We start from the raw sequence: 17,766 nt of genomic DNA, 5'->3' as shown, positions 1-17,766 counted from the left end.
CCCAGCCCGGCCACCGCGCCCTTGATTCAGATCAAGGCGACCGGCCGGTCGGCGGACGATGAAGGCGACAAGCTTTCGGGGAATCTTCCATGTCCACTGCCCTTACGGATCGCTTCCGGCCAGCGCCGGGCGCGGCCCTGCTCCTGGCTCTGACCGTCGTCGCCGGCCTGATCATGACCCTGGCCGCCGGCCTGACCGACGATCCGCTCTTTCGGATGCACAGCCTGATTTTCGTCGCCGCCTGCGTGCTCGGGGGGTTCGCCCTGACGGCGGGGCTCGGCGCCGAACAGCTGCGGGATGAGCCGGGCCGCTACATGGACGGCGTCATTCGCGCCGGCGTGATCGCCACCATGTTCTGGGGCGCGGTCGGCATGCTGGTCGGGGTGGTCATCGCCGCCCAGCTCAGCTGGCCGACGATCTTCTACTTCCCGGAGGCAGGCTGGCTGAACTTCGGCCGCCTGCGGCCGCTGCACACCTCCGGCGTGATCTTCGCCTTCGGGGGCAACGCCCTGATCGCCACCAGCTTCTGGGTGGTCCAGCGCACCTGCCGCGCCCGGCTGGCCGGCGGCATCGCCCCCTGGTTCGTCTTCTGGGGCTACCAGCTGTTCATCGTCCTGGCCGCGACCGGCTATCTCGCCGGCGTCACCCAGTCGAAGGAGTACGCCGAGCCCGAGTGGTACATCGACCTGTGGCTGACCATCGTCTGGGTCGCCTACCTGCTGGTCTTCCTGGGCACCATCTGGAAGCGCAAGGAACCCCACATCTATGTGGCCAACTGGTTCTACCTGGCCTTCATCGTCACCGTCGCCCTGCTGCATGTGGTCAACAACCTCAGCCTGCCGATCGGCCTGCTGAACAGCCGCAGCTATTCGCTGTTCGCGGGGGTGCAGGACGCCCTGACCCAGTGGTGGTACGGCCACAACGCCGTCGGCTTCTTCCTGACCGCCGGCTTCCTGGGGATGATGTACTACTTCGTGCCCAAGCGGGTGGACCGGCCGGTCTACAGCTACCGCCTGTCGATCGTGCACTTCTGGTCGCTGATCTTCATCTACATCTGGGCCGGGCCGCACCACCTGCACTACACGGCTCTGCCGCAGTGGGCCCAGACGCTTGGCATGACCTTCTCGATCATGCTGTGGATGCCCAGCTGGGGCGGCATGATCAACGGGCTGATGACCCTGTCGGGGGCCTGGGACAAGCTGCGCACCGACCCGGTCGTCCGGATGATGGTCGTCGCCATCGCCTTCTACGGCATGAGCACCTTCGAGGGTCCGGTGATGTCGATCCGGGCGGTCAACGCCCTGTCGCACTACACCGACTGGACCATCGGCCACGTGCATAGCGGCGCGCTCGGCTGGGTCGGCTTCATCAGCTTCGGCGCCATCTACTGCATGGTCCCCTGGCTGTGGAAGAAGGAGCGGATTTTCTCCAACGCCCTCATCGAGTGGCACTTCTGGATCGCGACCACCGGCATCCTTCTCTACATCTGCGCCATGTGGGTGTCGGGCATCATGGAAGGCCTGATGTGGCGCGCCTACACGCCGCAAGGCTACCTGGCCTACAGCTTCATCGAGACCGTCTCCGCCAAGCACATCGAGAACATCATCCGCACCGTCGGTGGGCTGATGTTCCTGAGCGGGACGCTGATCATGATCTACAACCTCTGGAGGACGGTCCGCATGCCGTCCGTCCAGGGCGCGGAGGCGACCCCGGCCGCGCTCCCCGCCCCCGTGGCCGCGTAAGGGGGAGGCCGCAATGTCATTCTGGAAGCAACACGGAAAGTTCGAGCGTCACTCGCTCATCCTGGTCATCGGCATCCTGGTCGTCGTCTCGATTGGCGGCCTGGTCGAGATCGCCCCGCTGTTCTGGCTGCAGAGTACGGTCGAGAAGGTCGAGGGCGTCCGCCCCTACACCCCGCTCGAGCTGGCCGGCCGCGACATCTACATCCGCGAAGGCTGCTATGTCTGCCACAGCCAGATGGTCCGTCCCCTGAGGGATGAGGTCGAGCGCTACGGCCACTACAGCCTGGCGGCCGAGAGCATGTACGACCATCCCTTCCAGTGGGGGTCCAAGCGCACCGGGCCGGACCTGGCCAGGGTCGGCGGCAAGTACAGCGACGCCTGGCATACGGACCACCTGAAGGACCCCCGCTCGGTGGTGCCGGAATCGGTGATGCCGCCCTACGCCTTCCTGGCGGACAAGGACCTGCGCACGGTCGACCTGAAGGCCAAGCTGAAGGCCATGACGGCGCTCGGCGTGCCCTACAGCCAGGCCGACATCGACGCCGCGGTGAGCGACGCCGAGGCCCAGGCCGATCCGTTCTCGACCGACGCCATCGCCCTTCGCAAGCGCTACGGCGCCAAGGTGGTCAACCGCGATTTCGACGGCCGGCCCGACCGGCTGACCGAGATGGATGCCCTGGTCGCCTACCTGCAGATGCTGGGCAGCGGCGTCGACTTCTCCACCTACAAGGCCGGCGATCCGGCCAACAAGCGATAGGGGCGCTGGCCATGACCTACGAAACCGTCGCCCGCTTCGCCCAGCAGTTCGGGCTTGTCTACTTCGGCCTGATCTTCCTGGCCGGCTGTGGTTGGGCCCTGCTGCCCCGCCATCGCGAGACCTACCGCGCCGCGGCGCGCCTGCCCCTCGAGGAGAACGATCTATGAGCGGTCCGCACAAGGATGAGGTGACCGGGACCGACACCACCGGCCATGAGTGGGACGGCATCCGCGAGCTCGACAACCCCCTGCCGCGTTGGTGGCTGTGGGTCTTCTACGGGTCCATCGTCTTCGCCATCGGCTACTGGCTCGTCATGCCGGCCTGGCCGGGTATCAGTGGCTACACCCAGGGTCTGCTCGGCCATTCCGACCGCGCCGAGGTGACCCGCGCCCTTGCCGACCTGGAGCGCCAGCGCGGCGAGGGCGCCCGGGTGCTCAGGAACGCCAGCCTGCAGGACATCGAGGCCAATCCCGAGCTCCAGGCCTACGCCCTGCAGGTCGGCCAGTCGGTGTTCGGCGACAACTGCGCCACCTGCCACGGGGCCGGCGGCGCCGGCGCCAAGGGCTATCCCAACCTGCGGGACGATGTCTGGCTGTGGGGCGGCTCGCTCGACGACATCCACACCACGCTGAAGGTCGGGATCCGCTCGGGCCACCCCGACGCGCGGGTCTCGCAGATGCCAGCCTTCGGCCGCGACGGGATGCTGAGCCAGAGCCAGATCAGCGACCTGACCGAATATGTCGTAGACCTGTCGGGCCGCCGGGCGGACAAGGCTGCCGTCGGCCGCGCCGCCCAGCTCTACACGGACAACTGCAGCGCCTGCCATGGCCCCGCCGGCAAGGGCGACGTCAAGCAGGGCGCGCCCGACCTGACCGACGCCGACTGGCTGTACGGCTCCGATCACGACGCCATCGCCGGCCAGATTACCAACGGCCGCGGCGGGGTCATGCCCACCTGGGCCGGACGCCTGAGCCCCGAAACCCTCAAGGCCCTGTCGGTCTACATCCACGCCAATGCCGGCGGTCAGGACAAGTAAATGACCGTCGTCATCGACCGGACACGCGTGCCCCAAGACGCCGGCGCATCTGTGCGCGCCGACGGTCCGGTCTCCGTCGCTGCCCATGTTCGCCGACAGGCGGGCAAGGGCGGCGGCGGGCTCTACAAGTCCCGCACCCAGATCTACCCCAAACGGGTCAACGGCCGCTGGCGGATGATCAAGTGGGGCCTGATGGGCCTGCTGCTGGCCGTCTACTACATCACCCCCTGGATCCGCTGGCATCGGCCCGGCGCTTTGCCCGACCAGGCGGTGCTGGTCGATTTCGACGGCGGCCGTTTCTACTTTTTCTGGATCCAGCTGTGGCCGCAGGAGGTCTATTTCATCACCGGCCTGCTGGTGATGGCGGCCTTGGCCCTGTTCCTGACCACCTCGCTGTTCGGCCGGCTGTGGTGCGGATACGCCTGCCCCCAGACCGTCTGGACCGATCTCTTCCTGATGGTCGAGCGCCGCTTCGAGGGCGACCGGAATGCCCGCATGAAGCTCGACGCCGCCCCCTGGTCCTTCGACAAGGCCTGGCGGAAGATCGGCAAGCACGCCGTCTGGCTGGGCATCGCGTTTGGCACCGGCGGGGCCTGGATCTTCTACTTCCATGACGCCCCAACCCTGATCCGCGGCTTCTGGGTCGGCCAAGGGGCAATGACCGCCTACATCAGCTGCGCCCTGATGACGGTGTCGACCTACCTGATGGCCGGCACCATGCGCGAGCAGGTCTGCACCTACATGTGCCCCTGGCCGCGCATCCAGGGCGCCATGCTCGACAAGCATTCCTTGCAGGTCACCTATCGCTACGACCGCGGCGAGCCGCGCGGGCCGCACAAGAAGGACGCCAGCTGGGAAGGGCGCGGCGACTGCATCGACTGCAACCAGTGCGTGGTGGTCTGCCCGATGGGCATCGACATCCGCGACGGGGCCCAGCTGGAATGCATCAACTGCGGCCTGTGCATCGACGCCTGCGACGAGATGATGGCCAAGGTCGGCCGGCCGAAGGGCCTGATCGCCTATGACACCGACGCCGCCGTCCTTGATCGGTCGCAGGGGCGCAAGGGCCTCTATCGTTACATCCGCGCCCGGACGATCTTCTATGCCGTCGCGGTCACGGCGATCAGCGTCCTGATGGCCTGGGGCCTGGCCAACCGCAGCCCGGTCGAGGCCCATGCCCTGCGCGACCGCAATCCGACCTTCGTGCGGCTGAAGGACGGGTCGATCCGCGACGGCTACACCCTGAAGGTCGCCAACCGCTCCTTTGAGGACCGCAGCTTTCTGGTCAGGGTCGACGGCCTTTCCGGCGCGCGCATCTGGACCCCTGGCTCGCGCGGCGAGGGCCCCGTGCGGATGCACGTCCGGGCCAACGAGGTCGCCGCCCTTCGGGTGTTCGTCACCGCGCCGCCGGCCGCGCTCACGGCCTCCAGCCAGCCCCTGACCTTCCGCTTCGTCGCGCCGCAAGCATCCGCGGAGGTGCGCACCGTCTTCCTTTCAGGAGCCGCAAATGCCGACCGCTGACACTGTTCCCGCCAAGGGCTTCCGCATCACGGGCTGGCACGTGCTGGCCGGGATGATCCTGTTCTTCGCCATCATCATCGCGGTGGACGTGCTGTTCATGGTCAAGGCCTACGAGAGCTTCTCGGGCCAGATCGTCAAGAATCCCTACGAGGCGGGCCTGGCCTTCAACCAGCGGCTCCGCGACCAGAAGCACCAGGTCGAACTTGGCTGGCAGGTCGACGCCGGCCTGGACGCCGCCGGGGCGCTGGTGATCCAGGTGCGTGACAGCGCCGGCGACCCGGTCTCGGGCCTCACCGCCCGCGCCATCCTTGAGCGGCCGGCGACCGAGCGCGGCCGCCTCGACCTGCCCTTCAAGGAAGCGTCGCCCGGCGTCTACCTGGCGCGTCCATCGTTGGACCCCGGCGCCTGGGACCTGACCGCCGTGCTCGAAGGGCCGCAGGGCCCGTTCCGCGCCGAACGCCGGATCGTCGCGCCATGAGCGACCTTGCCGCGGGCGACCTGTCCGCCTTCGTCTCCCGCACTGCCCGTGGCGCTGGCCGCCTTGAGCTGCTGGTCAAGGGCGCCAGCTGCGGCGGTTGCCTGAGCAAGATCGAACGCACTGTCTCGGCCTTGCCCGGCGTCGAGGACTGTCGCTTCAACCTGACCACCGGCAAGCTCGCCGTCACCCTGAAACCCGGACAAGGCGATCCGGCGGCCATCCGTGCGGCGGTCGAAGGCCTCGGCTACCGCGCCGGCCTGTTCGACCCGGCCCAGGCCCTCCAGGTCGAGGACAAGGTCGGTCGTGAACTCGCGCTGGCGCTCGGCGTCGCCGGCTTCGGGGCCGGCAATGTGATGATGTTCACGGTGCCGGCCTGGGCAGGTCTGTTCGGCCAGGAACTGTCGCCGGCCACGCGCGAGGTGATGTACTGGCTGGCCGCCATCGTCGCCGCGCCCTGCGCCCTCTATGCCGGTCTGCCCTTCTTCCGCTCGGCCTGGGCCTCGCTGCGCAAGGGCAAGGCCAACATGGACGTGCCGATCTCGATCGGTGTCCTGCTGACCCTGGCGGTCAGCTTCTCCGAAACCCTCCAGCATGGCGTCCACGCCTATTTCGACGCCGCCGTCACCCTGCTGTTCCTGCTGCTGATCGGCCGCTATCTCGACCACCGGCTGAAAGCCACCGCCCGCGGCGCCGCGCGCGACCTGCTGGCTCTGCAGGCTCCCGTGGCCATGCGGCTGGACGCCCAGGGCCATGAGCACGGCGTGCCGGTCGGCGAGGTGCGGGTCGGTGACCTTGTCGTGGTCGCCGCCGGTGACCGCGTGCCCGTCGACGGCGTCATCGAGACCGGCGCCTCGACACTCGACAATGCCCTGATCTCCGGCGAGACGGCCCCGGTGGAGGCCCGGCCCGGCCTGACCGTCCAGGCCGGCGCCCTCAACCTCTCCGGCCGTCTGGTCCTGCGCACCCTGGCCCGCAGCGAGGACTCCGCCATCGCCGCCATCGCCCGGCTGATGGAGGCCGGCGCCCAGGCGCGAGGGGCCTATGTCCGCCTCGCCGACAAGGCCGCCGCCCTCTATGTGCCGGTGGTCCACACCCTCGCCGCCGCCACCTTCCTCGGCGGCTGGGCGCTGGGCCTCGGGCCCCGCGAAGCCCTGCTGCGCGCCGCCGCCGTGCTCATCGTCACCTGTCCCTGCGCCCTCGGCCTGGCCGTGCCGGCCGTCCAGGTCGCCGCCTCCGGCCGGCTGTTCCGCAAGGGGGTGCTGGTCAAGTCGGGCGCCGCCCTGGAGCGGTTGGCCGAAGTCGATCACGTGGTTTTCGACAAGACCGGCGTCCTGACGGAAGGTCGGCCGCGCCTGCTCAGCGACAACGCCGCCATCATCAACGCCGCCGCCCCCCTGGCCCGGGCTTCACGCCATCCTCTGGCCCGCGCCGTCGCCGAGCGCGCCGGGGCCGGTCCTGTCGCCGACGAGGTCGTCGAGGTTGCCGGCATGGGCGTCGAGGGCCTGATCGGCGGCCGCCGGGCGCGCCTCGGACGGGCCGAGTTCGTCGGGGTCACCCCCTCGGCCGGCGCCGAGAGCGAGCTGTGGTTCGGCTTCGAGGGCGAGACCAAGTTCCGCCTGGCCTTTTTCGATCCGATCCGGCCGGACGCCGCCCAGGCGATCAGCGAGCTTCGCACCCTCGGCCTGACCGTCGAGATTCTGTCGGGCGACGTCTCCGGCCCGGTCGGCCGCGTCGCCAAGGCCTGCGGCGTCACCCAATGGCGCGCCGGCCTGACGCCCTTCGACAAATCGTCAGCCATCACCCTGCTGCAAGGAACCGGCCGCAAGGTGCTGATGGTCGGCGACGGCCTCAACGACGCCGCCGCCCTGGCCCTGGCCCACGCTTCCATGGCCCCGGGCAGCGCCCTCGACGCCAGCCAGAACGCCGCTGACCTGGTCTTCCTGAACGGCGAGCTGTCGGCCGCCCCCCTGGCCATCCGCATCGCCCGCGCCGCCCGCCGCCGGGCGCTGGAGAACTTCGCCTTTTCCGCCCTCTACAACGCCGTCGCCGCCCCGGCCGCCGTCTTCGGCCTGATCAATCCCTTCATCGCCGCCATCGCCATGTCGGGCTCCTCGCTGGTGGTCATGCTCAACGCCCTGCGCATGACCTTTGTCGGAGGGGAGCGCCGATGACCATCCTGCTGCTGCTGGCTCCCATCTCGGTCGGCCTGGCGCTGCTCGGCCTGGGGGCCTTCTGGTGGACCCTGCGGGCCGGCCAGTACGAGGATCCGCTCGGCGACGCCGCCCGCATCCTCGACGACCGCTTCGACGCCGCCCCCTGAGCCAGGGTTGACCTGCATCAAGGGCGAGCGGGGGCCGACCTGAGATGTCTGTCGCCAACGTCAGACCTCCCGGAGCTCCCATGGCCGTCACCGCCCTCGATGTCGCCTCTGATCGCCGGCGCCTGGCCGAGCAGTTCGACGGCCGGGTCCCGCGCTACACCAGCTATCCGACCGCCGTGCAGTTCACCCCGGCCATCGACGCCGCCGTTTACCGCGGCTGGCTGGCGGAACTGTCGCCGGCCGAGGCCGTATCGCTCTATGTCCATGTGCCCTTCTGCGCCCGGCTCTGCTGGTACTGTGGCTGCAATACCCGGGCCGTGAACCGCCAGGATCCGGTCAGCCGCTACGTCGACGACCTGATCACCGAACTGGGTCTCCTTGAGGCCGCCCTGCCGGCCAGACTGCGCGCCCGCGCCCTGCATCTGGGCGGCGGCACGCCCAACATGCTGTCGCGGGACGACCTTGTCCGGCTGTTCGCTGCCCTGGGCCAGGTCTTCCAGCTGTCGCCCGGCATCGAGGTGGCTGCCGAGCTGGATCCGGCCGTCCTGACCCGCGACTGGGTGATGGCCGCCGCCCACCACGGCCTCAACCGCGCCAGCCTGGGCGTCCAGGACCTGTCGCCCCGGGTGCAGGCGGCGGTCAACCGCATCGAACCCTTCGAGGTGGTGCAACGATCGGTCGGCTGGCTGCGCGAGGCGAAGGTTCTGTCGGTCAATCTCGACCTCATGTACGGCCTGCCGACCCAGACCAGCGCCGATGTCCTGGCCACCCTCGGCCAGGTCCTGACCCTGCGGCCCGAGCGACTGGCCCTGTTCGGCTACGCCCACGTCCCGTGGATGAAATCCCACCAGCAGCTGATCCGGGACGCCGACCTGCCCGGCCCCGTCCAGCGCCTCGACCAGAGCGAGGCCGCCGCCGACTACCTGATCGGCGAAGGCTACGTCCGCATCGGCCTGGACCACTACGCCCTGCCGACCGACCCGATGGCCATCGCATTGGCGGCGGGCCGGCTGCATCGCAATTTCCAGGGCTACACGACCGACGCGGCCACAACCCTGATCGGCATCGGCGCCTCGGCCATCGGCCGCACACCACAGGGCTTCGTCCAGAACCAGACGGCGGAGCTGAGCTGGCGCAAGGCGCTGGAAGCGGGTGACCTGCCGATCGCCCGCGGCGTCGCCCTGACCAACGAGGACCGCTTTTGCGGCGAGATCATCGAGCGTCTGATGTGCGACCTGACCGTCGACCTTGCGGCCTTATGCGCCGCCCATGGTCGTTCCATGAGCGAACTGGCGGGCTCGCTGTCCGGGATCGAAGCCTTCGTCAGGGAAGGCCTGGCGGAGATCGACGGCGTCCGTCTGACCGTGACCGAGGCGGGGCGTCCGGTGCTCCGTTCGGTCTGCGCCGCCTTCGACCGCCACCTCGACCAGGCCGCCGGTCGCCACGCCAAGGCGATTTGACAGAGTAGAATTGACCGGAATCAAACGACCGTTTGAATTTTGGCGCCACTCTCCCCGCGACCTCAACGAAGGTCCTTCAAAGGGGATAACCGAGATGAAAACCACTGCCATTGTCGCGGCCGGCCTGCTGGCCGCCGCCGTCGCCGGCCCCGCGCTGGCCCAGGACTTCACGCCCAAGGAAAAGGGGACCTGGCTGGTCACCGCCCGGGTCAGCGACGTCGCCCCGTCGGAGTCGGGCGACATCAAAACTGCGGCGGGCGTCGACACCGGGCTGAACGTCGAGGTCAGCGACTACGTCGTGCCGACCCTCGGCTTCACCTACTTCTTCACCGACAACATCGCCGTCGAAGGCATTCTCGGGACCAGCAAGCACGAGATCAGCGCTCAGGGACCGGGCGGTTCGGTGCGGGTGCTCGATACCTGGGTCGTGCCGCCGGTGGTCACCCTCCAGTACCACTTCAACCCCAAGGGCCGCGTCAGTCCCTATGTCGGGGCCGGGATCAACGCCATGATCTTCTACGGCGGCGAGGACAAGAACGGCTTTGAGGTCGACCTGGACAACGGCTTCGGCTACGCCCTGCAGGCCGGCGTCGATATCGCGGTGAAGGGCGACTGGTCGATCAACCTCGACGCCAAGAAGGTCTTCTTCGAGACCGACGCCGACATCAACAACGGCGCCCTGAAGTCGAACGTGACCCTCGATCCCTGGGTCATCTCGGCGGGCGTCACCCGCCGGTTCTAGGCCGGCCGATCACGATCGGGGGCGCCGCCAGAGGCGTGTTCGCTCCTGATCGTCGATCATCTCTCTTCGAAGAAGTCCCTGGCGCACCCGACACGATTCGAACGTGTGACCTTTGCCTTCGGAGGGCGAAGTTATCGCCGCTTACGCGGTTGATTTTGCACGATAAACTCGCCTCCGACCTCAGTCGCTTCGGGACTATTCCGGGAATTGATCGCATCCCGAAGGCCCTGGTCGAGGACGTGAGCATAGACCAGCGTGGACTTGATGTCGGCGTGGCCGAGCATCCGCTGGGTCAGGCGAAGGTCGCCTGTCTGGTTCAGGATGTCGGTGCCGACGTGGTGGCGGATGCTGTGGATGAGCCGCTTGTGATCGACGCCGGCGCGCTCGGCTGCCGTGCGCAGCCGGCTCTGGATGGCGGCCTTGCTGACGTTGACCAGTTCGCCGTCGGCGTCCTGCTCGATCCAGATCGTCGAGAGGCCGGCGGCTTCCGCCCGGCCCACGCGGGCCGCGATCATGCGGGCGTCAGCGTCGGTCAGCGGCAGGAAGGTGGAGCCCTTCTTCCGCTTGTTCAGGGCCAGGCCGGCGCCCTTCGGCGTCGACGACAGGAAGTCACCGGGCGGGAAGAACAGCTCGCTGAATCGCATGCCATAGCGGAACAGGAGCAGCAGGGCGAAGCGCTCGGTCGGGCCGCAGGCGTCGACCCAGGCCTGCTGGTAGGGGTCGGTGAAGTGGATGATCTCGGGCTCGGGCTCCTGGAGCATCAGCTGGCCCCAAGCGATCTCCTGCAGCCCCTTGACCTGCCAGACCACGCGGGCCCGGTTGATCAACGGGCGCAGCCGCTTGACGATGTCCGAGTTGACCGTCGCGTTGGCCAGGGTGCGGGTCTGGGCCGGCAAGGGCTTCCAGCGGCGGCCCTTCACGGTGGCCTTGCGGATGCCGCCCCGGGTGAAGGTCTCGCCGCGCCGGCGTTCGATAGCGATCGACGTCGCGAGGGTGGAGATGTCGCAGAGCCGGGTCTTGGGCCCTATCAGGCGCACCACGATGCCCAGGCGGTAGAACAGGATCGAGGCCGATTCCTTGGACTGGCCAACCTCCGCCCACCATCGTCCGGCGGCGAGGTCCAGCGTCATGTCGCCGCCGCTGTTCAGCGTGCCGGCGGCGGCCTCGTTGCGGACCCTGCGCTCTACGTCTTCGGCGCGCCGTTTGGTTTCGACCCCTGTAGAGCCGTGAAAGCGACGACCTTTGATGACGAAGTCGTAGTGGAAGAGACGGCTGTTTTTGGGCTTGTAGACCGACATGGTGCGTCGGGACCTTCAGACAGAAACAGGCGGATATCCGCCTCGGTGTAGGCGCGGACGGTTCCCCGTCGCACGGCCCGGATGGCACCGGCGTCAGTGAGGGCGCCGAGCGTCTTTACGTCAAGCCCCAGGAGCCGAGCGGCAGCCTTGGCCGTGATCAGGCAGGAGCCGGAGAAGGCGGCGAGGATAAGGGACTCGGTGGCCGCGCCCAGGCCAAAGCCCACCGGCGCGGGGGGCGCCAGTGGGAAGGGCGGCCGGGTAGGATGGGCCGGCCCGGTCATGATCAGCCGGCTTCAGCCGGGGCGACAACGCGGGCCCACAGGTCAGGCTCGGCGATGATGCCGAGGTCGATGGCTCCGAGTTGAAGGATGCCGGCGGTGAAATCCCGGCTCCATCCGTCGCCCTCACCCGCGTCGACCATGCGGCGCATCTTTGCCTCGAACGCGGCGGGGTCGTCGGTCAGCAGCTTCTTGAGGGCGAGCGTCTGGAGCTCCTCCATCACGTCGGCCGCGATCTTGGTGGTGTCGGTCATGTCGTCTCCTTGGTGTCTTGCCCAGCTTCCGGCTAGGCGGCGGGTTCAGGGGGCGTGTGGTATTCGGCGATCAGGGCCAGCCTGATCGTGTCGAGGGCATCCAGGGCGACCTCCAGGGGCGTGTCGGGGGCGATCAGAAGTTCGGCGATGGCGTCGACGGTGCCCTGGTCGTCGTATGCCTCCCAGAACCGCCACTGCTGAACGCCGGGGTCTTCCCAGGCCTGCATGGCCCCGTCATCGCCCTCAGCCGCTACGCAGCAGAACGTTCGGTAGGGCCTGCCCTCGCGGGGATCGGCCCCGCCGGTCTCTGGGATGTCGTGGTTCAACACCTCTCGGGGCCGGGCATCGGTTGAGAGGCGGACGACGTTGTCCTCGGGTTGGTCGCTCATCGGTTGCCTTTCCTGGGCTTGCTTGGGGTCGGGATCGGATGGCCGCGCTCCAGCGCTCGGCGCCACCCCTTCGGCGGCGGCCACGGCACGCCCCATGCGGCCAGGGTGGCGCGGTTCCAGCCGCCTGCTGAGGAGCGGGCAGCCTCAATCTGTTCGGCCGTCGGACGATCGCTCATGCCGCTTTCGCCTTCTTCTTGGCGGCCCTGAACCACTGGATGCCGAGGGCCTTCCAGAAGGGGGCACACTGGGCGGCGGCGAAGACCTTGGCTTCTCGGTGCGCCTTATCTCCCAGTTTGCGGATGGCCGCGGCGACATCAGCCCCGCCGACCGGCAGGCCCTCCAGCTGGTCGACGTAGTCCGGATCGGTGAACAGCATCTCGACGGCCTTGATGTCGTGGGCCGAGATGGGCGCGCAGCCGGCGGCGACCAGGACCTGGAGGATTTGGCGCGCCTTCATCGGGGTGTTGCGGCTGATCAGGCACCGGATGGCGGCGATGGCCTGGGTGTCGCCCGGTTTCCACGGATACCCGCCGTAAGGGCTGCGCACGAGGTTGACCTCGGCCCGCTCGCAAACCTGCTGGATCGTCAGCGCGTCCTCGTCACCGGCGGCGACAGCGGCGTAGTGCAGGTGCATGGGACTGACCTGCAGCCGGTTCGTGTTCTGGCCGATGAAGGCCAGGGCGCGGTCCGACAGTTCGGGGGCCTCAACGACCATGACGGGGATGGTGCCGATGTCCGGATGGGTCGCGGCCGCGATGGCGGTGTGCTGGCCGTCGATGACCTGAAGCCCGCCGTCCGCGAAGGCGACGACGGGAGGCTTGAACCGGCGCCAGTCCCAGCCGGTCACGATCCGCTCGATCAGCGCCACGCTCTTTTCGGACAGGTCGCGCTGGTAGCGCTCCTCGATCAGCAAGCTGGCGGGGTCGACATCTTCGAAGATTGGGGGGCCGGTGGGAATCTCTCCGGGCTGGCGCTCCTCGCAGAAGGGCAGCGGCGTCACCGGCCGAAGGGTCGGCGGCCCGGCCGGCACTTGGGGCTTATCGGCCGCGACTACGGGCTTTTCGAGCTGGTCGGCGTCGGTCAATTCAGCGCTCCTTCGATGACGAGGGTTTCGAATGGGGCGCCGTGTTCGGCGAAGTGCGCCTGCATCAACTTCGCCTGTCGCCGGGTGTGCGCGGACAGCTGCTCGCAGCACTCCCGAAGGCGGCTCGGCACCTCGACGGTCGGTGACGATGCCAGCAACATCGCCTGCATTTCGGCGAAGACGACGCAGAGGTCTCCCGTCCGGAGGATGACCTGCCCCTGACCGTTCTGAAGGCCCAGCATGATCGACCGAAGGAGGACGTCCTGCGCCTTCTTCTGGTAGGCCTTGTCCTGCACGAAATCGAAGCCGGTCATAGGACGCCCTCCTCCTCGAAAAGGTGAGTGTTGATCCGCAGCACAGCGTCGATGATCTGTGCGGTGGTCAGACTGGCGTCGGCGGTGACGTAGACCGTCGCTCGCAGTCCGTCGGGCGGCACGGCTCCGATGATCCGCTGCGTGATCCGGCCTTCGCCAGCGACCTCGGTCTCGGTCGTGCCCGACATCACCCTCCAGCACGGCAGTCCGAGGGCGCGGCGAGTGCCCTCGGGCGTCCGCTCGAACGTTCCGAACGGCGGCCGGATGACGTTTTCGTCGCTCATGCCAGCCCCCGCTCGCGGAGGGCGGCTTCCAGAACTGTCGCCTCGAAGGCGCAGCGGCCCGCGGCTGACAGGAGCGACATGCGCTCTTGCAGATCGTTGGTCTGATGGTCGGCCAAGTGTCGGGCCGTCTCGGCAAGTTGCGCGATCCGCGCGGCAGCCTGAACGGGGTCCAAGGTGTCTAGGGCCAGCTCGATCTCGTCCAGCTGCAGCCGGCGAGCGGCGAGGCGCTCAGCGGAGGACCGGGCGGACATTGCCGCCAAGGTGGCGCGGGTCGCCGGCGTGGATCCTCTGAAATTGTCGGCGCGGGCGTTCATGCGGCGCGCGCCATGACAGCAGGTTGCTCATAGGCATGGCGGATCAGCTGCGGGTCCTGGACGGTGACCTCGGCGGCTACGATGCCGACGCAGACCCGGGCGAACTCCTCGCGCGTCAGCGTCCAGTCGGGGTCGTAGGCAGGGTTGTCGCAGGTCAACCGGACCGCGCCGTTCTCGCTGACACGGCGCTGGCAGCGGTAGATGACCGGGCCCGAACCGTCGTTCCAGTCGAGGACGTAGAGGGCCTCGTACTGATAGCCAGAGCCGGCGGCGACCATGACAAAGTCGCGGCCGTGGCGCAGCCGGGGCTGGAAGTGATCACCAAGGACCGGGATCACCCTCAGGGGCTGGGCGCCGTTGATGGCGGGGGCCGGGAACATCAGCTCATCGCTCCGACCAGGGCGGCAACCTGCCGCTCGGGCTGCTCAGAGCCGATGACCTCAAACGTCGCGAAGGAGTGGGCCGCGCCGCCAGCTCGGACGATGGCCCGGATCGCCTCCTTCAGGTCCGGGGTCAGCTGAGCCCGTGCGGCCTCACATGCGGCGTCGTTGCCGATGTGGTTGCCGACCGGGCCGCCCATCCAGACCTTGCCGTCAGGGCCCATCCCGACATCACCGCCCATCGTGCGGTAGGCCTCGATCCAGGCCTCGGCATCAGGCAGAAGGGCCAGCAGGTGGTCCTCGCCGGGTTCGATCAGGGGGGTGAGGCCAGACCGGTTCCGGATGGTCCCGGGGCCCTTGGCCTTGGTGTAAGCCTCCCAGCGCGCCCGGACGTCCTCCTTGGTGCTGCATCCGCCGTGGGCCGGGTGGTCCTCGAGGCCGGCCAGCAGCAGCAGGTCGCGGAAGACCGCCAGCCTGACCACCCCCTCCCAGCCGCCGCACTCCAGACTGGCGACCCAGCCGGGGGAGAGGAAGCCGCTGGGGGCGCCGTACGGCCGAGCTTCGCCGTCCAGTTCGTCCTCCAGGGCCTCCATCTTGGCGATGGTTGCCAGCAGGTTCGGCGCCGGGGTCCTGACCCAGTTGCTGGTCGCCTCAGCGGCGCGGTCCAGGGCCTCGTCGCTGCCGTCTACGCGGGCGGCATGGAGGGCGTTCAGGTGAGCGGCGAAGGCGACACCGGAGGCGACCGGGTCGATACCCTCCGGCACAGTCAGGGGCGCGATCAGGGGGCCGGGCCGGAAGGCCTCCTCGGGACAAACAGCCAGCAGCGTGAGCGAAGGCTCGACGCCCATGCGCGCCGTCATGCGCAGGATGCTGTCCAGTTCGGTGGCGGCCAGATTGGCCTGCGCCTGCACCTCGTCGAAGCCGGCAGAGCTGTCGAGGCCCCGGATGATGTTGATGCGCTCCCGCGCCCTTGCGCAGCGCCAAGCCAAGCCGCGCACAGTCGTTGGGTCGCCGGTGATGTCGCCGTCCAGTTCCTGCCAGAAGGCATCCGGAACGTCGGCCTCAATACTGGTGTAGGCAGCTTCGGCCCTGTCGAGGCTCCCCGCCACCGGGTCGGGCAAAGTCGGCGGCTCCTGCCGGAGCAACGCCACGGCCTCGCGCATCACCACCGCCTCGATGTCCTCCTCTAGACCGCCGCCAGCGAAGCCGCCTTCCTCGAAGGTCCTGGCGGCGAGTTCGAGCTTGGCGGTCACGTCAGGGACGGACTGGGCGGGAAAGCGCAGGACGGCCGCCTCCAGCGGGTTCAGCACCGCGCAGGCTGCGTTGCACTCGTCGTCGCCCGTGGCGGCCGAAAGCACTGCTCTGGCGTCGGCGACCTTGGTCAACAGTTCGGCCAGCGCCGGCGACAGCCGGTGCATGAAGGCGTCGGGGGTCGGGGTCAGATCACGGACGAGGCTGGTCAGCGTGAGGTGGAGGTGTTCGTCAGCCCCCAGGCTGCTGATCGTGCCGTCCGGGGCGATGCGGCAGCCGGTGGCGGACAGATAGGCCATCGCCTTTTCGAGGGCAGTCGCCGGGCTGGCCGGCACTGTCAGGATGGCGTCGGTGGCCCTGTCCAGCGCGGTCAGCGCCTTCTGCCACTTCGCGTCCAGCCGCCGCTCCTTCCGGACGGCAGCGTCGAGCCTCTGGATGGCGGCCAGCGGTTCCGCTGCCCGGGTTGGGTCACCGCCGACGAAGGCGATGATCTCGTCCCGCGTCTGGAGACCCGTGGCCCCCATCACGGCGAGGGCCGCGTTGAACTCCTGCTCGGCCTGAAGACCGGCGGCCTCAGCGGCGGAGTGGGCGGTCCGGGCTTCAAGCTCGGCAGCGGCGACGGGCTCAAGCGCGGCCAGCGCGGCGGCGAGGGTGGAAGGGGGTGGGGTCGTATTCGATGTGCGAGACATGGCTTCCTCTCCGGGTGTGAGAGGAATACAGCATTTATGCTCGCATCAAGTCAACAGCATTTATGCAGTACGTCAGACGAAACTGCTGTACGACCCGATCACCAGGCCGACGATCGCGACCTCGATTTCCTCGCCGTCGCGAGCTCCATCTGACAGGTTGATGGGTTCTGACCATTTCGGGTTCGTCGAACGAGGCCACAAAGCGACCTCTCCCCGTCGGCTGACTTCCACCTGCTTAATGGTGCGCTCGGTCAGGTGGCCGCCGTTGCGTCGGCGCTCGACAACTACCAGATCGCCCTGGCGAGGCGCGTACCCCATATCAATGGCGTCCACGACGTGCGCGAAGCCGCCTTCCGGAATGCGTTGGTTGATGCTGTCGCCGACAACCTCTTCCAGCCACTGCGCCCAATCGGCATATCGTGGATCCGGCGCCACAGCGAAAGCGGCGCGAAATTCCTGGATAGCCCCGTCAGCCTCGATCCAGTTTCCTGCTTGAACGCGGTATCGGACCGGCAGGAAGCGGGGAACGATCTGGACCTCGGCCGTCCTTCGAAGTTCAGGCGGGGCCTTGCCGGCCGCCGCTGCCAGCTTGGCAAGGGTGCGGCTGCTGGTCGTGAACTCATAGCTCGGCTTTATGGCGCGCGTTACCGTCGTGCCTGCCACGCCCGCAGCCTTCGCCCAGGCCCCCGGACTCATCCCGGTGTCAGCTAAGACGGCGAGCATCCAAGCGCGAATTTCGGCGGCCGGTGACGAGGCGTCTTCCATGCGGTTCACATGCAGCATTACCCGTCGCCGCGCATCCGGCATAAATGCACTTGCTGTGTGAGCATTTATGCTTGATATTCCCGCCATGTCATTGATCGAAGCCTTCGAGAAAGAGTGCGCCGCCGCCAAGGTCGCGCCGACCGCTGCTCTGAAAAAGGGCGGGGTCCACCCGACATTGTGGAAGCGTTGGCGGGAGGGAACGGTGTCTCCGACCATCCGCAACTTCGAGAAGGCCCAGATGGGACTGAAGGCCCTCCAGGCCGGAAGTCAGCAAGCCGCCTAGATGGTGGCCCTCTCGCCCATAACCCCGTCCGGGGTCTTGGCCGGGTCATGGCTGCCGGGCGCCGTTGCGCGCCCATCTCATAGCAAAGCGAGCGACCTGGGTTCCAGCCCGGCCGCTCGCTTCGTCA

General features: G+C 68.3%; 22 protein-coding genes. 11 read left to right on the top strand and 11 right to left on the bottom strand.

Features of this window, described 5'->3' with window-relative positions; all coding sequences use genetic code 11:
* Positions 1-89: 89 nt before the first annotated feature.
* The 10 genes from ccoN to AC2YG9_RS07580 all read left to right on the top strand — a co-directional run bounded on the left by ccoN (position 90) and on the right by AC2YG9_RS07580 (position 10,056).
* Complete coding sequence (ccoN, locus tag AC2YG9_RS07625) at positions 90-1,742, top strand: cytochrome-c oxidase, cbb3-type subunit I (protein WP_487297353.1); 1,653 nt, start codon at positions 90-92, stop codon at positions 1,740-1,742.
* A gap of 13 nt (positions 1,743-1,755) precedes the next feature.
* Complete coding sequence (gene ccoO / locus AC2YG9_RS07620) at positions 1,756-2,499, top strand: cytochrome-c oxidase, cbb3-type subunit II (protein ID WP_487297352.1); 744 nt, start codon at positions 1,756-1,758, stop codon at positions 2,497-2,499.
* Between the two features lie 11 nt (positions 2,500-2,510).
* Positions 2,511-2,666, top strand: coding sequence for a cbb3-type cytochrome oxidase subunit 3 (locus AC2YG9_RS07615; protein ID WP_487297351.1), 156 nt, complete (start codon positions 2,511-2,513; stop codon positions 2,664-2,666).
* Positions 2,663-3,535 carry a cytochrome-c oxidase, cbb3-type subunit III gene (gene ccoP / locus AC2YG9_RS07610; protein WP_487297350.1) on the top strand — a complete coding sequence of 291 codons (873 nt, stop codon included), beginning with the start codon at positions 2,663-2,665 and terminating at the stop codon, positions 3,533-3,535. The genes AC2YG9_RS07615 and ccoP overlap by 4 nt, the downstream gene beginning before the upstream one ends.
* Positions 3,536-5,056 carry a cytochrome c oxidase accessory protein CcoG gene (gene ccoG / locus AC2YG9_RS07605; protein WP_487297349.1) on the top strand — a complete coding sequence of 507 codons (1,521 nt, stop codon included), beginning with the start codon at positions 3,536-3,538 and terminating at the stop codon, positions 5,054-5,056.
* On the top strand, positions 5,043-5,534 hold the full coding sequence (locus AC2YG9_RS07600; protein ID WP_487297348.1) for a FixH family protein: 492 nt from the start codon (positions 5,043-5,045) through the stop codon (positions 5,532-5,534). Before ccoG ends, AC2YG9_RS07600 begins: the two co-directional genes overlap by 14 nt.
* The gene (locus AC2YG9_RS07595) at positions 5,531-7,705 is read left to right on the top strand and encodes a heavy metal translocating P-type ATPase (protein ID WP_487297347.1); all 2,175 of its coding nucleotides are present in this window, start codon (positions 5,531-5,533) and stop codon (positions 7,703-7,705) included. Before AC2YG9_RS07600 ends, AC2YG9_RS07595 begins: the two co-directional genes overlap by 4 nt.
* Entirely contained in the window at positions 7,702-7,854 is a 153-nt protein-coding gene (ccoS, locus tag AC2YG9_RS07590; protein ID WP_487297346.1) for a cbb3-type cytochrome oxidase assembly protein CcoS, read from the top strand. Before AC2YG9_RS07595 ends, ccoS begins: the two co-directional genes overlap by 4 nt.
* 80 nt (positions 7,855-7,934) lie before the next feature.
* Positions 7,935-9,314 carry an oxygen-independent coproporphyrinogen III oxidase gene (hemN, locus tag AC2YG9_RS07585; RefSeq protein ID WP_487297345.1) on the top strand — a complete coding sequence of 460 codons (1,380 nt, stop codon included), beginning with the start codon at positions 7,935-7,937 and terminating at the stop codon, positions 9,312-9,314.
* Between the two features lie 94 nt (positions 9,315-9,408).
* Complete coding sequence (locus AC2YG9_RS07580; RefSeq protein ID WP_487297344.1) at positions 9,409-10,056, top strand: OmpW/AlkL family protein; 648 nt, start codon at positions 9,409-9,411, stop codon at positions 10,054-10,056.
* A gap of 131 nt (positions 10,057-10,187) precedes the next feature.
* On the opposite strand, the gene AC2YG9_RS07575 is transcribed toward AC2YG9_RS07580, so the two are convergent.
* The 11 genes from AC2YG9_RS07575 to AC2YG9_RS07525 all read right to left on the bottom strand — a co-directional run bounded on the left by AC2YG9_RS07575 (position 10,188) and on the right by AC2YG9_RS07525 (position 17,374).
* A complete protein-coding gene (locus tag AC2YG9_RS07575) occupies positions 10,188-11,354 on the bottom strand; it encodes a tyrosine-type recombinase/integrase (protein WP_487297343.1) in 1,167 nt (388 codons plus the stop codon).
* Entirely contained in the window at positions 11,240-11,635 is a 396-nt protein-coding gene (locus AC2YG9_RS07570) for a helix-turn-helix domain-containing protein (protein ID WP_487297342.1), read from the bottom strand. Before AC2YG9_RS07570 ends, AC2YG9_RS07575 begins: the two co-directional genes overlap by 115 nt.
* Positions 11,636-11,637: 2 nt before the next feature.
* Positions 11,638-11,886 carry a hypothetical protein gene (locus tag AC2YG9_RS07565; RefSeq protein WP_487297341.1) on the bottom strand — a complete coding sequence of 83 codons (249 nt, stop codon included), beginning with the start codon at positions 11,884-11,886 and terminating at the stop codon, positions 11,638-11,640.
* Positions 11,887-11,918: 32 nt separating this feature from the next.
* Positions 11,919-12,275: a hypothetical protein gene (locus AC2YG9_RS07560; RefSeq protein ID WP_487297340.1), complete on the bottom strand. Its 357-nt coding sequence runs from the start codon at positions 12,273-12,275 to the stop codon at positions 11,919-11,921.
* A 172-nt stretch (positions 12,276-12,447) separates the two neighbouring features.
* The gene (locus AC2YG9_RS07555) at positions 12,448-13,359 is read right to left on the bottom strand and encodes a hypothetical protein (protein WP_487297339.1); all 912 of its coding nucleotides are present in this window, start codon (positions 13,357-13,359) and stop codon (positions 12,448-12,450) included.
* Complete coding sequence (locus AC2YG9_RS07550) at positions 13,356-13,673, bottom strand: hypothetical protein (protein WP_487297338.1); 318 nt, start codon at positions 13,671-13,673, stop codon at positions 13,356-13,358. The genes AC2YG9_RS07555 and AC2YG9_RS07550 overlap by 4 nt, the downstream gene beginning before the upstream one ends.
* Positions 13,670-13,957 (bottom strand): hypothetical protein, encoded by a 288-nt coding sequence (locus AC2YG9_RS07545; RefSeq protein ID WP_487297337.1) that lies wholly within the window; start codon positions 13,955-13,957, stop codon positions 13,670-13,672. The genes AC2YG9_RS07550 and AC2YG9_RS07545 overlap by 4 nt, the downstream gene beginning before the upstream one ends.
* A complete protein-coding gene (locus AC2YG9_RS07540; RefSeq protein WP_487297336.1) occupies positions 13,954-14,271 on the bottom strand; it encodes a hypothetical protein in 318 nt (105 codons plus the stop codon). The genes AC2YG9_RS07545 and AC2YG9_RS07540 overlap by 4 nt, the downstream gene beginning before the upstream one ends.
* The gene (locus tag AC2YG9_RS07535; RefSeq protein ID WP_487297335.1) at positions 14,268-14,651 is read right to left on the bottom strand and encodes a S24 family peptidase; all 384 of its coding nucleotides are present in this window, start codon (positions 14,649-14,651) and stop codon (positions 14,268-14,270) included. The genes AC2YG9_RS07540 and AC2YG9_RS07535 overlap by 4 nt, the downstream gene beginning before the upstream one ends.
* Entirely contained in the window at positions 14,651-16,591 is a 1,941-nt protein-coding gene (locus AC2YG9_RS07530; RefSeq protein ID WP_487297334.1) for a hypothetical protein, read from the bottom strand. The genes AC2YG9_RS07535 and AC2YG9_RS07530 overlap by 1 nt, the downstream gene beginning before the upstream one ends.
* Before the next feature lie 72 nt (positions 16,592-16,663).
* Positions 16,664-17,374, bottom strand: coding sequence for a LexA family protein (locus AC2YG9_RS07525; RefSeq protein WP_487297333.1), 711 nt, complete (start codon positions 17,372-17,374; stop codon positions 16,664-16,666).
* Positions 17,375-17,441: 67 nt separating this feature from the next.
* Here AC2YG9_RS07525 and AC2YG9_RS07520 point away from each other — a divergent pair, with 67 nt between their 5' ends.
* The gene (locus AC2YG9_RS07520) at positions 17,442-17,639 is read left to right on the top strand and encodes a hypothetical protein (RefSeq protein ID WP_487297332.1); all 198 of its coding nucleotides are present in this window, start codon (positions 17,442-17,444) and stop codon (positions 17,637-17,639) included.
* Positions 17,640-17,766: the final 127 nt, after the last annotated feature.

The organism is Caulobacter sp. SRI_014, assembly GCF_057586315.1.
Note: the sequence above shows the minus strand (reverse complement) of the source record. Positions and strands in the feature narration are given on the sequence as shown.

What these genes read in the sequence shown, in the direction of transcription:
- AC2YG9_RS07520 (WP_487297332.1), top strand. Translation starts at nt 17,442, where the DNA reads ATGTCATTGATCGAAGCCTTCGAGAAAGAGTGCGCCGCCGCCAAGGTC.
- hemN (WP_487297345.1), top strand. Translation starts at nt 7,935, where the DNA reads ATGGCCGTCACCGCCCTCGATGTCGCCTCTGATCGCCGGCGCCTGGCC.
- ccoG (WP_487297349.1), top strand. Translation starts at nt 3,536, where the DNA reads ATGACCGTCGTCATCGACCGGACACGCGTGCCCCAAGACGCCGGCGCA.
- AC2YG9_RS07570 (WP_487297342.1), bottom strand. Translation starts at nt 11,635, where the DNA reads ATGACCGGGCCGGCCCATCCTACCCGGCCGCCCTTCCCACTGGCGCCC.
- AC2YG9_RS07595 (WP_487297347.1), top strand. Translation starts at nt 5,531, where the DNA reads ATGAGCGACCTTGCCGCGGGCGACCTGTCCGCCTTCGTCTCCCGCACT.
- AC2YG9_RS07535 (WP_487297335.1), bottom strand. Translation starts at nt 14,651, where the DNA reads ATGTTCCCGGCCCCCGCCATCAACGGCGCCCAGCCCCTGAGGGTGATC.
- AC2YG9_RS07575 (WP_487297343.1), bottom strand. Translation starts at nt 11,354, where the DNA reads ATGTCGGTCTACAAGCCCAAAAACAGCCGTCTCTTCCACTACGACTTC.
- AC2YG9_RS07530 (WP_487297334.1), bottom strand. Translation starts at nt 16,591, where the DNA reads ATGTCTCGCACATCGAATACGACCCCACCCCCTTCCACCCTCGCCGCC.
- AC2YG9_RS07615 (WP_487297351.1), top strand. Translation starts at nt 2,511, where the DNA reads ATGACCTACGAAACCGTCGCCCGCTTCGCCCAGCAGTTCGGGCTTGTC.
- ccoS (WP_487297346.1), top strand. Translation starts at nt 7,702, where the DNA reads ATGACCATCCTGCTGCTGCTGGCTCCCATCTCGGTCGGCCTGGCGCTG.
- ccoP (WP_487297350.1), top strand. Translation starts at nt 2,663, where the DNA reads ATGAGCGGTCCGCACAAGGATGAGGTGACCGGGACCGACACCACCGGC.
- ccoN (WP_487297353.1), top strand. Translation starts at nt 90, where the DNA reads ATGTCCACTGCCCTTACGGATCGCTTCCGGCCAGCGCCGGGCGCGGCC.
- AC2YG9_RS07525 (WP_487297333.1), bottom strand. Translation starts at nt 17,374, where the DNA reads ATGCTGCATGTGAACCGCATGGAAGACGCCTCGTCACCGGCCGCCGAA.
- AC2YG9_RS07600 (WP_487297348.1), top strand. Translation starts at nt 5,043, where the DNA reads ATGCCGACCGCTGACACTGTTCCCGCCAAGGGCTTCCGCATCACGGGC.
- AC2YG9_RS07550 (WP_487297338.1), bottom strand. Translation starts at nt 13,673, where the DNA reads ATGACCGGCTTCGATTTCGTGCAGGACAAGGCCTACCAGAAGAAGGCG.
- AC2YG9_RS07545 (WP_487297337.1), bottom strand. Translation starts at nt 13,957, where the DNA reads ATGAGCGACGAAAACGTCATCCGGCCGCCGTTCGGAACGTTCGAGCGG.
- AC2YG9_RS07560 (WP_487297340.1), bottom strand. Translation starts at nt 12,275, where the DNA reads ATGAGCGACCAACCCGAGGACAACGTCGTCCGCCTCTCAACCGATGCC.
- ccoO (WP_487297352.1), top strand. Translation starts at nt 1,756, where the DNA reads ATGTCATTCTGGAAGCAACACGGAAAGTTCGAGCGTCACTCGCTCATC.
- AC2YG9_RS07565 (WP_487297341.1), bottom strand. Translation starts at nt 11,886, where the DNA reads ATGACCGACACCACCAAGATCGCGGCCGACGTGATGGAGGAGCTCCAG.
- AC2YG9_RS07540 (WP_487297336.1), bottom strand. Translation starts at nt 14,271, where the DNA reads ATGAACGCCCGCGCCGACAATTTCAGAGGATCCACGCCGGCGACCCGC.
- AC2YG9_RS07580 (WP_487297344.1), top strand. Translation starts at nt 9,409, where the DNA reads ATGAAAACCACTGCCATTGTCGCGGCCGGCCTGCTGGCCGCCGCCGTC.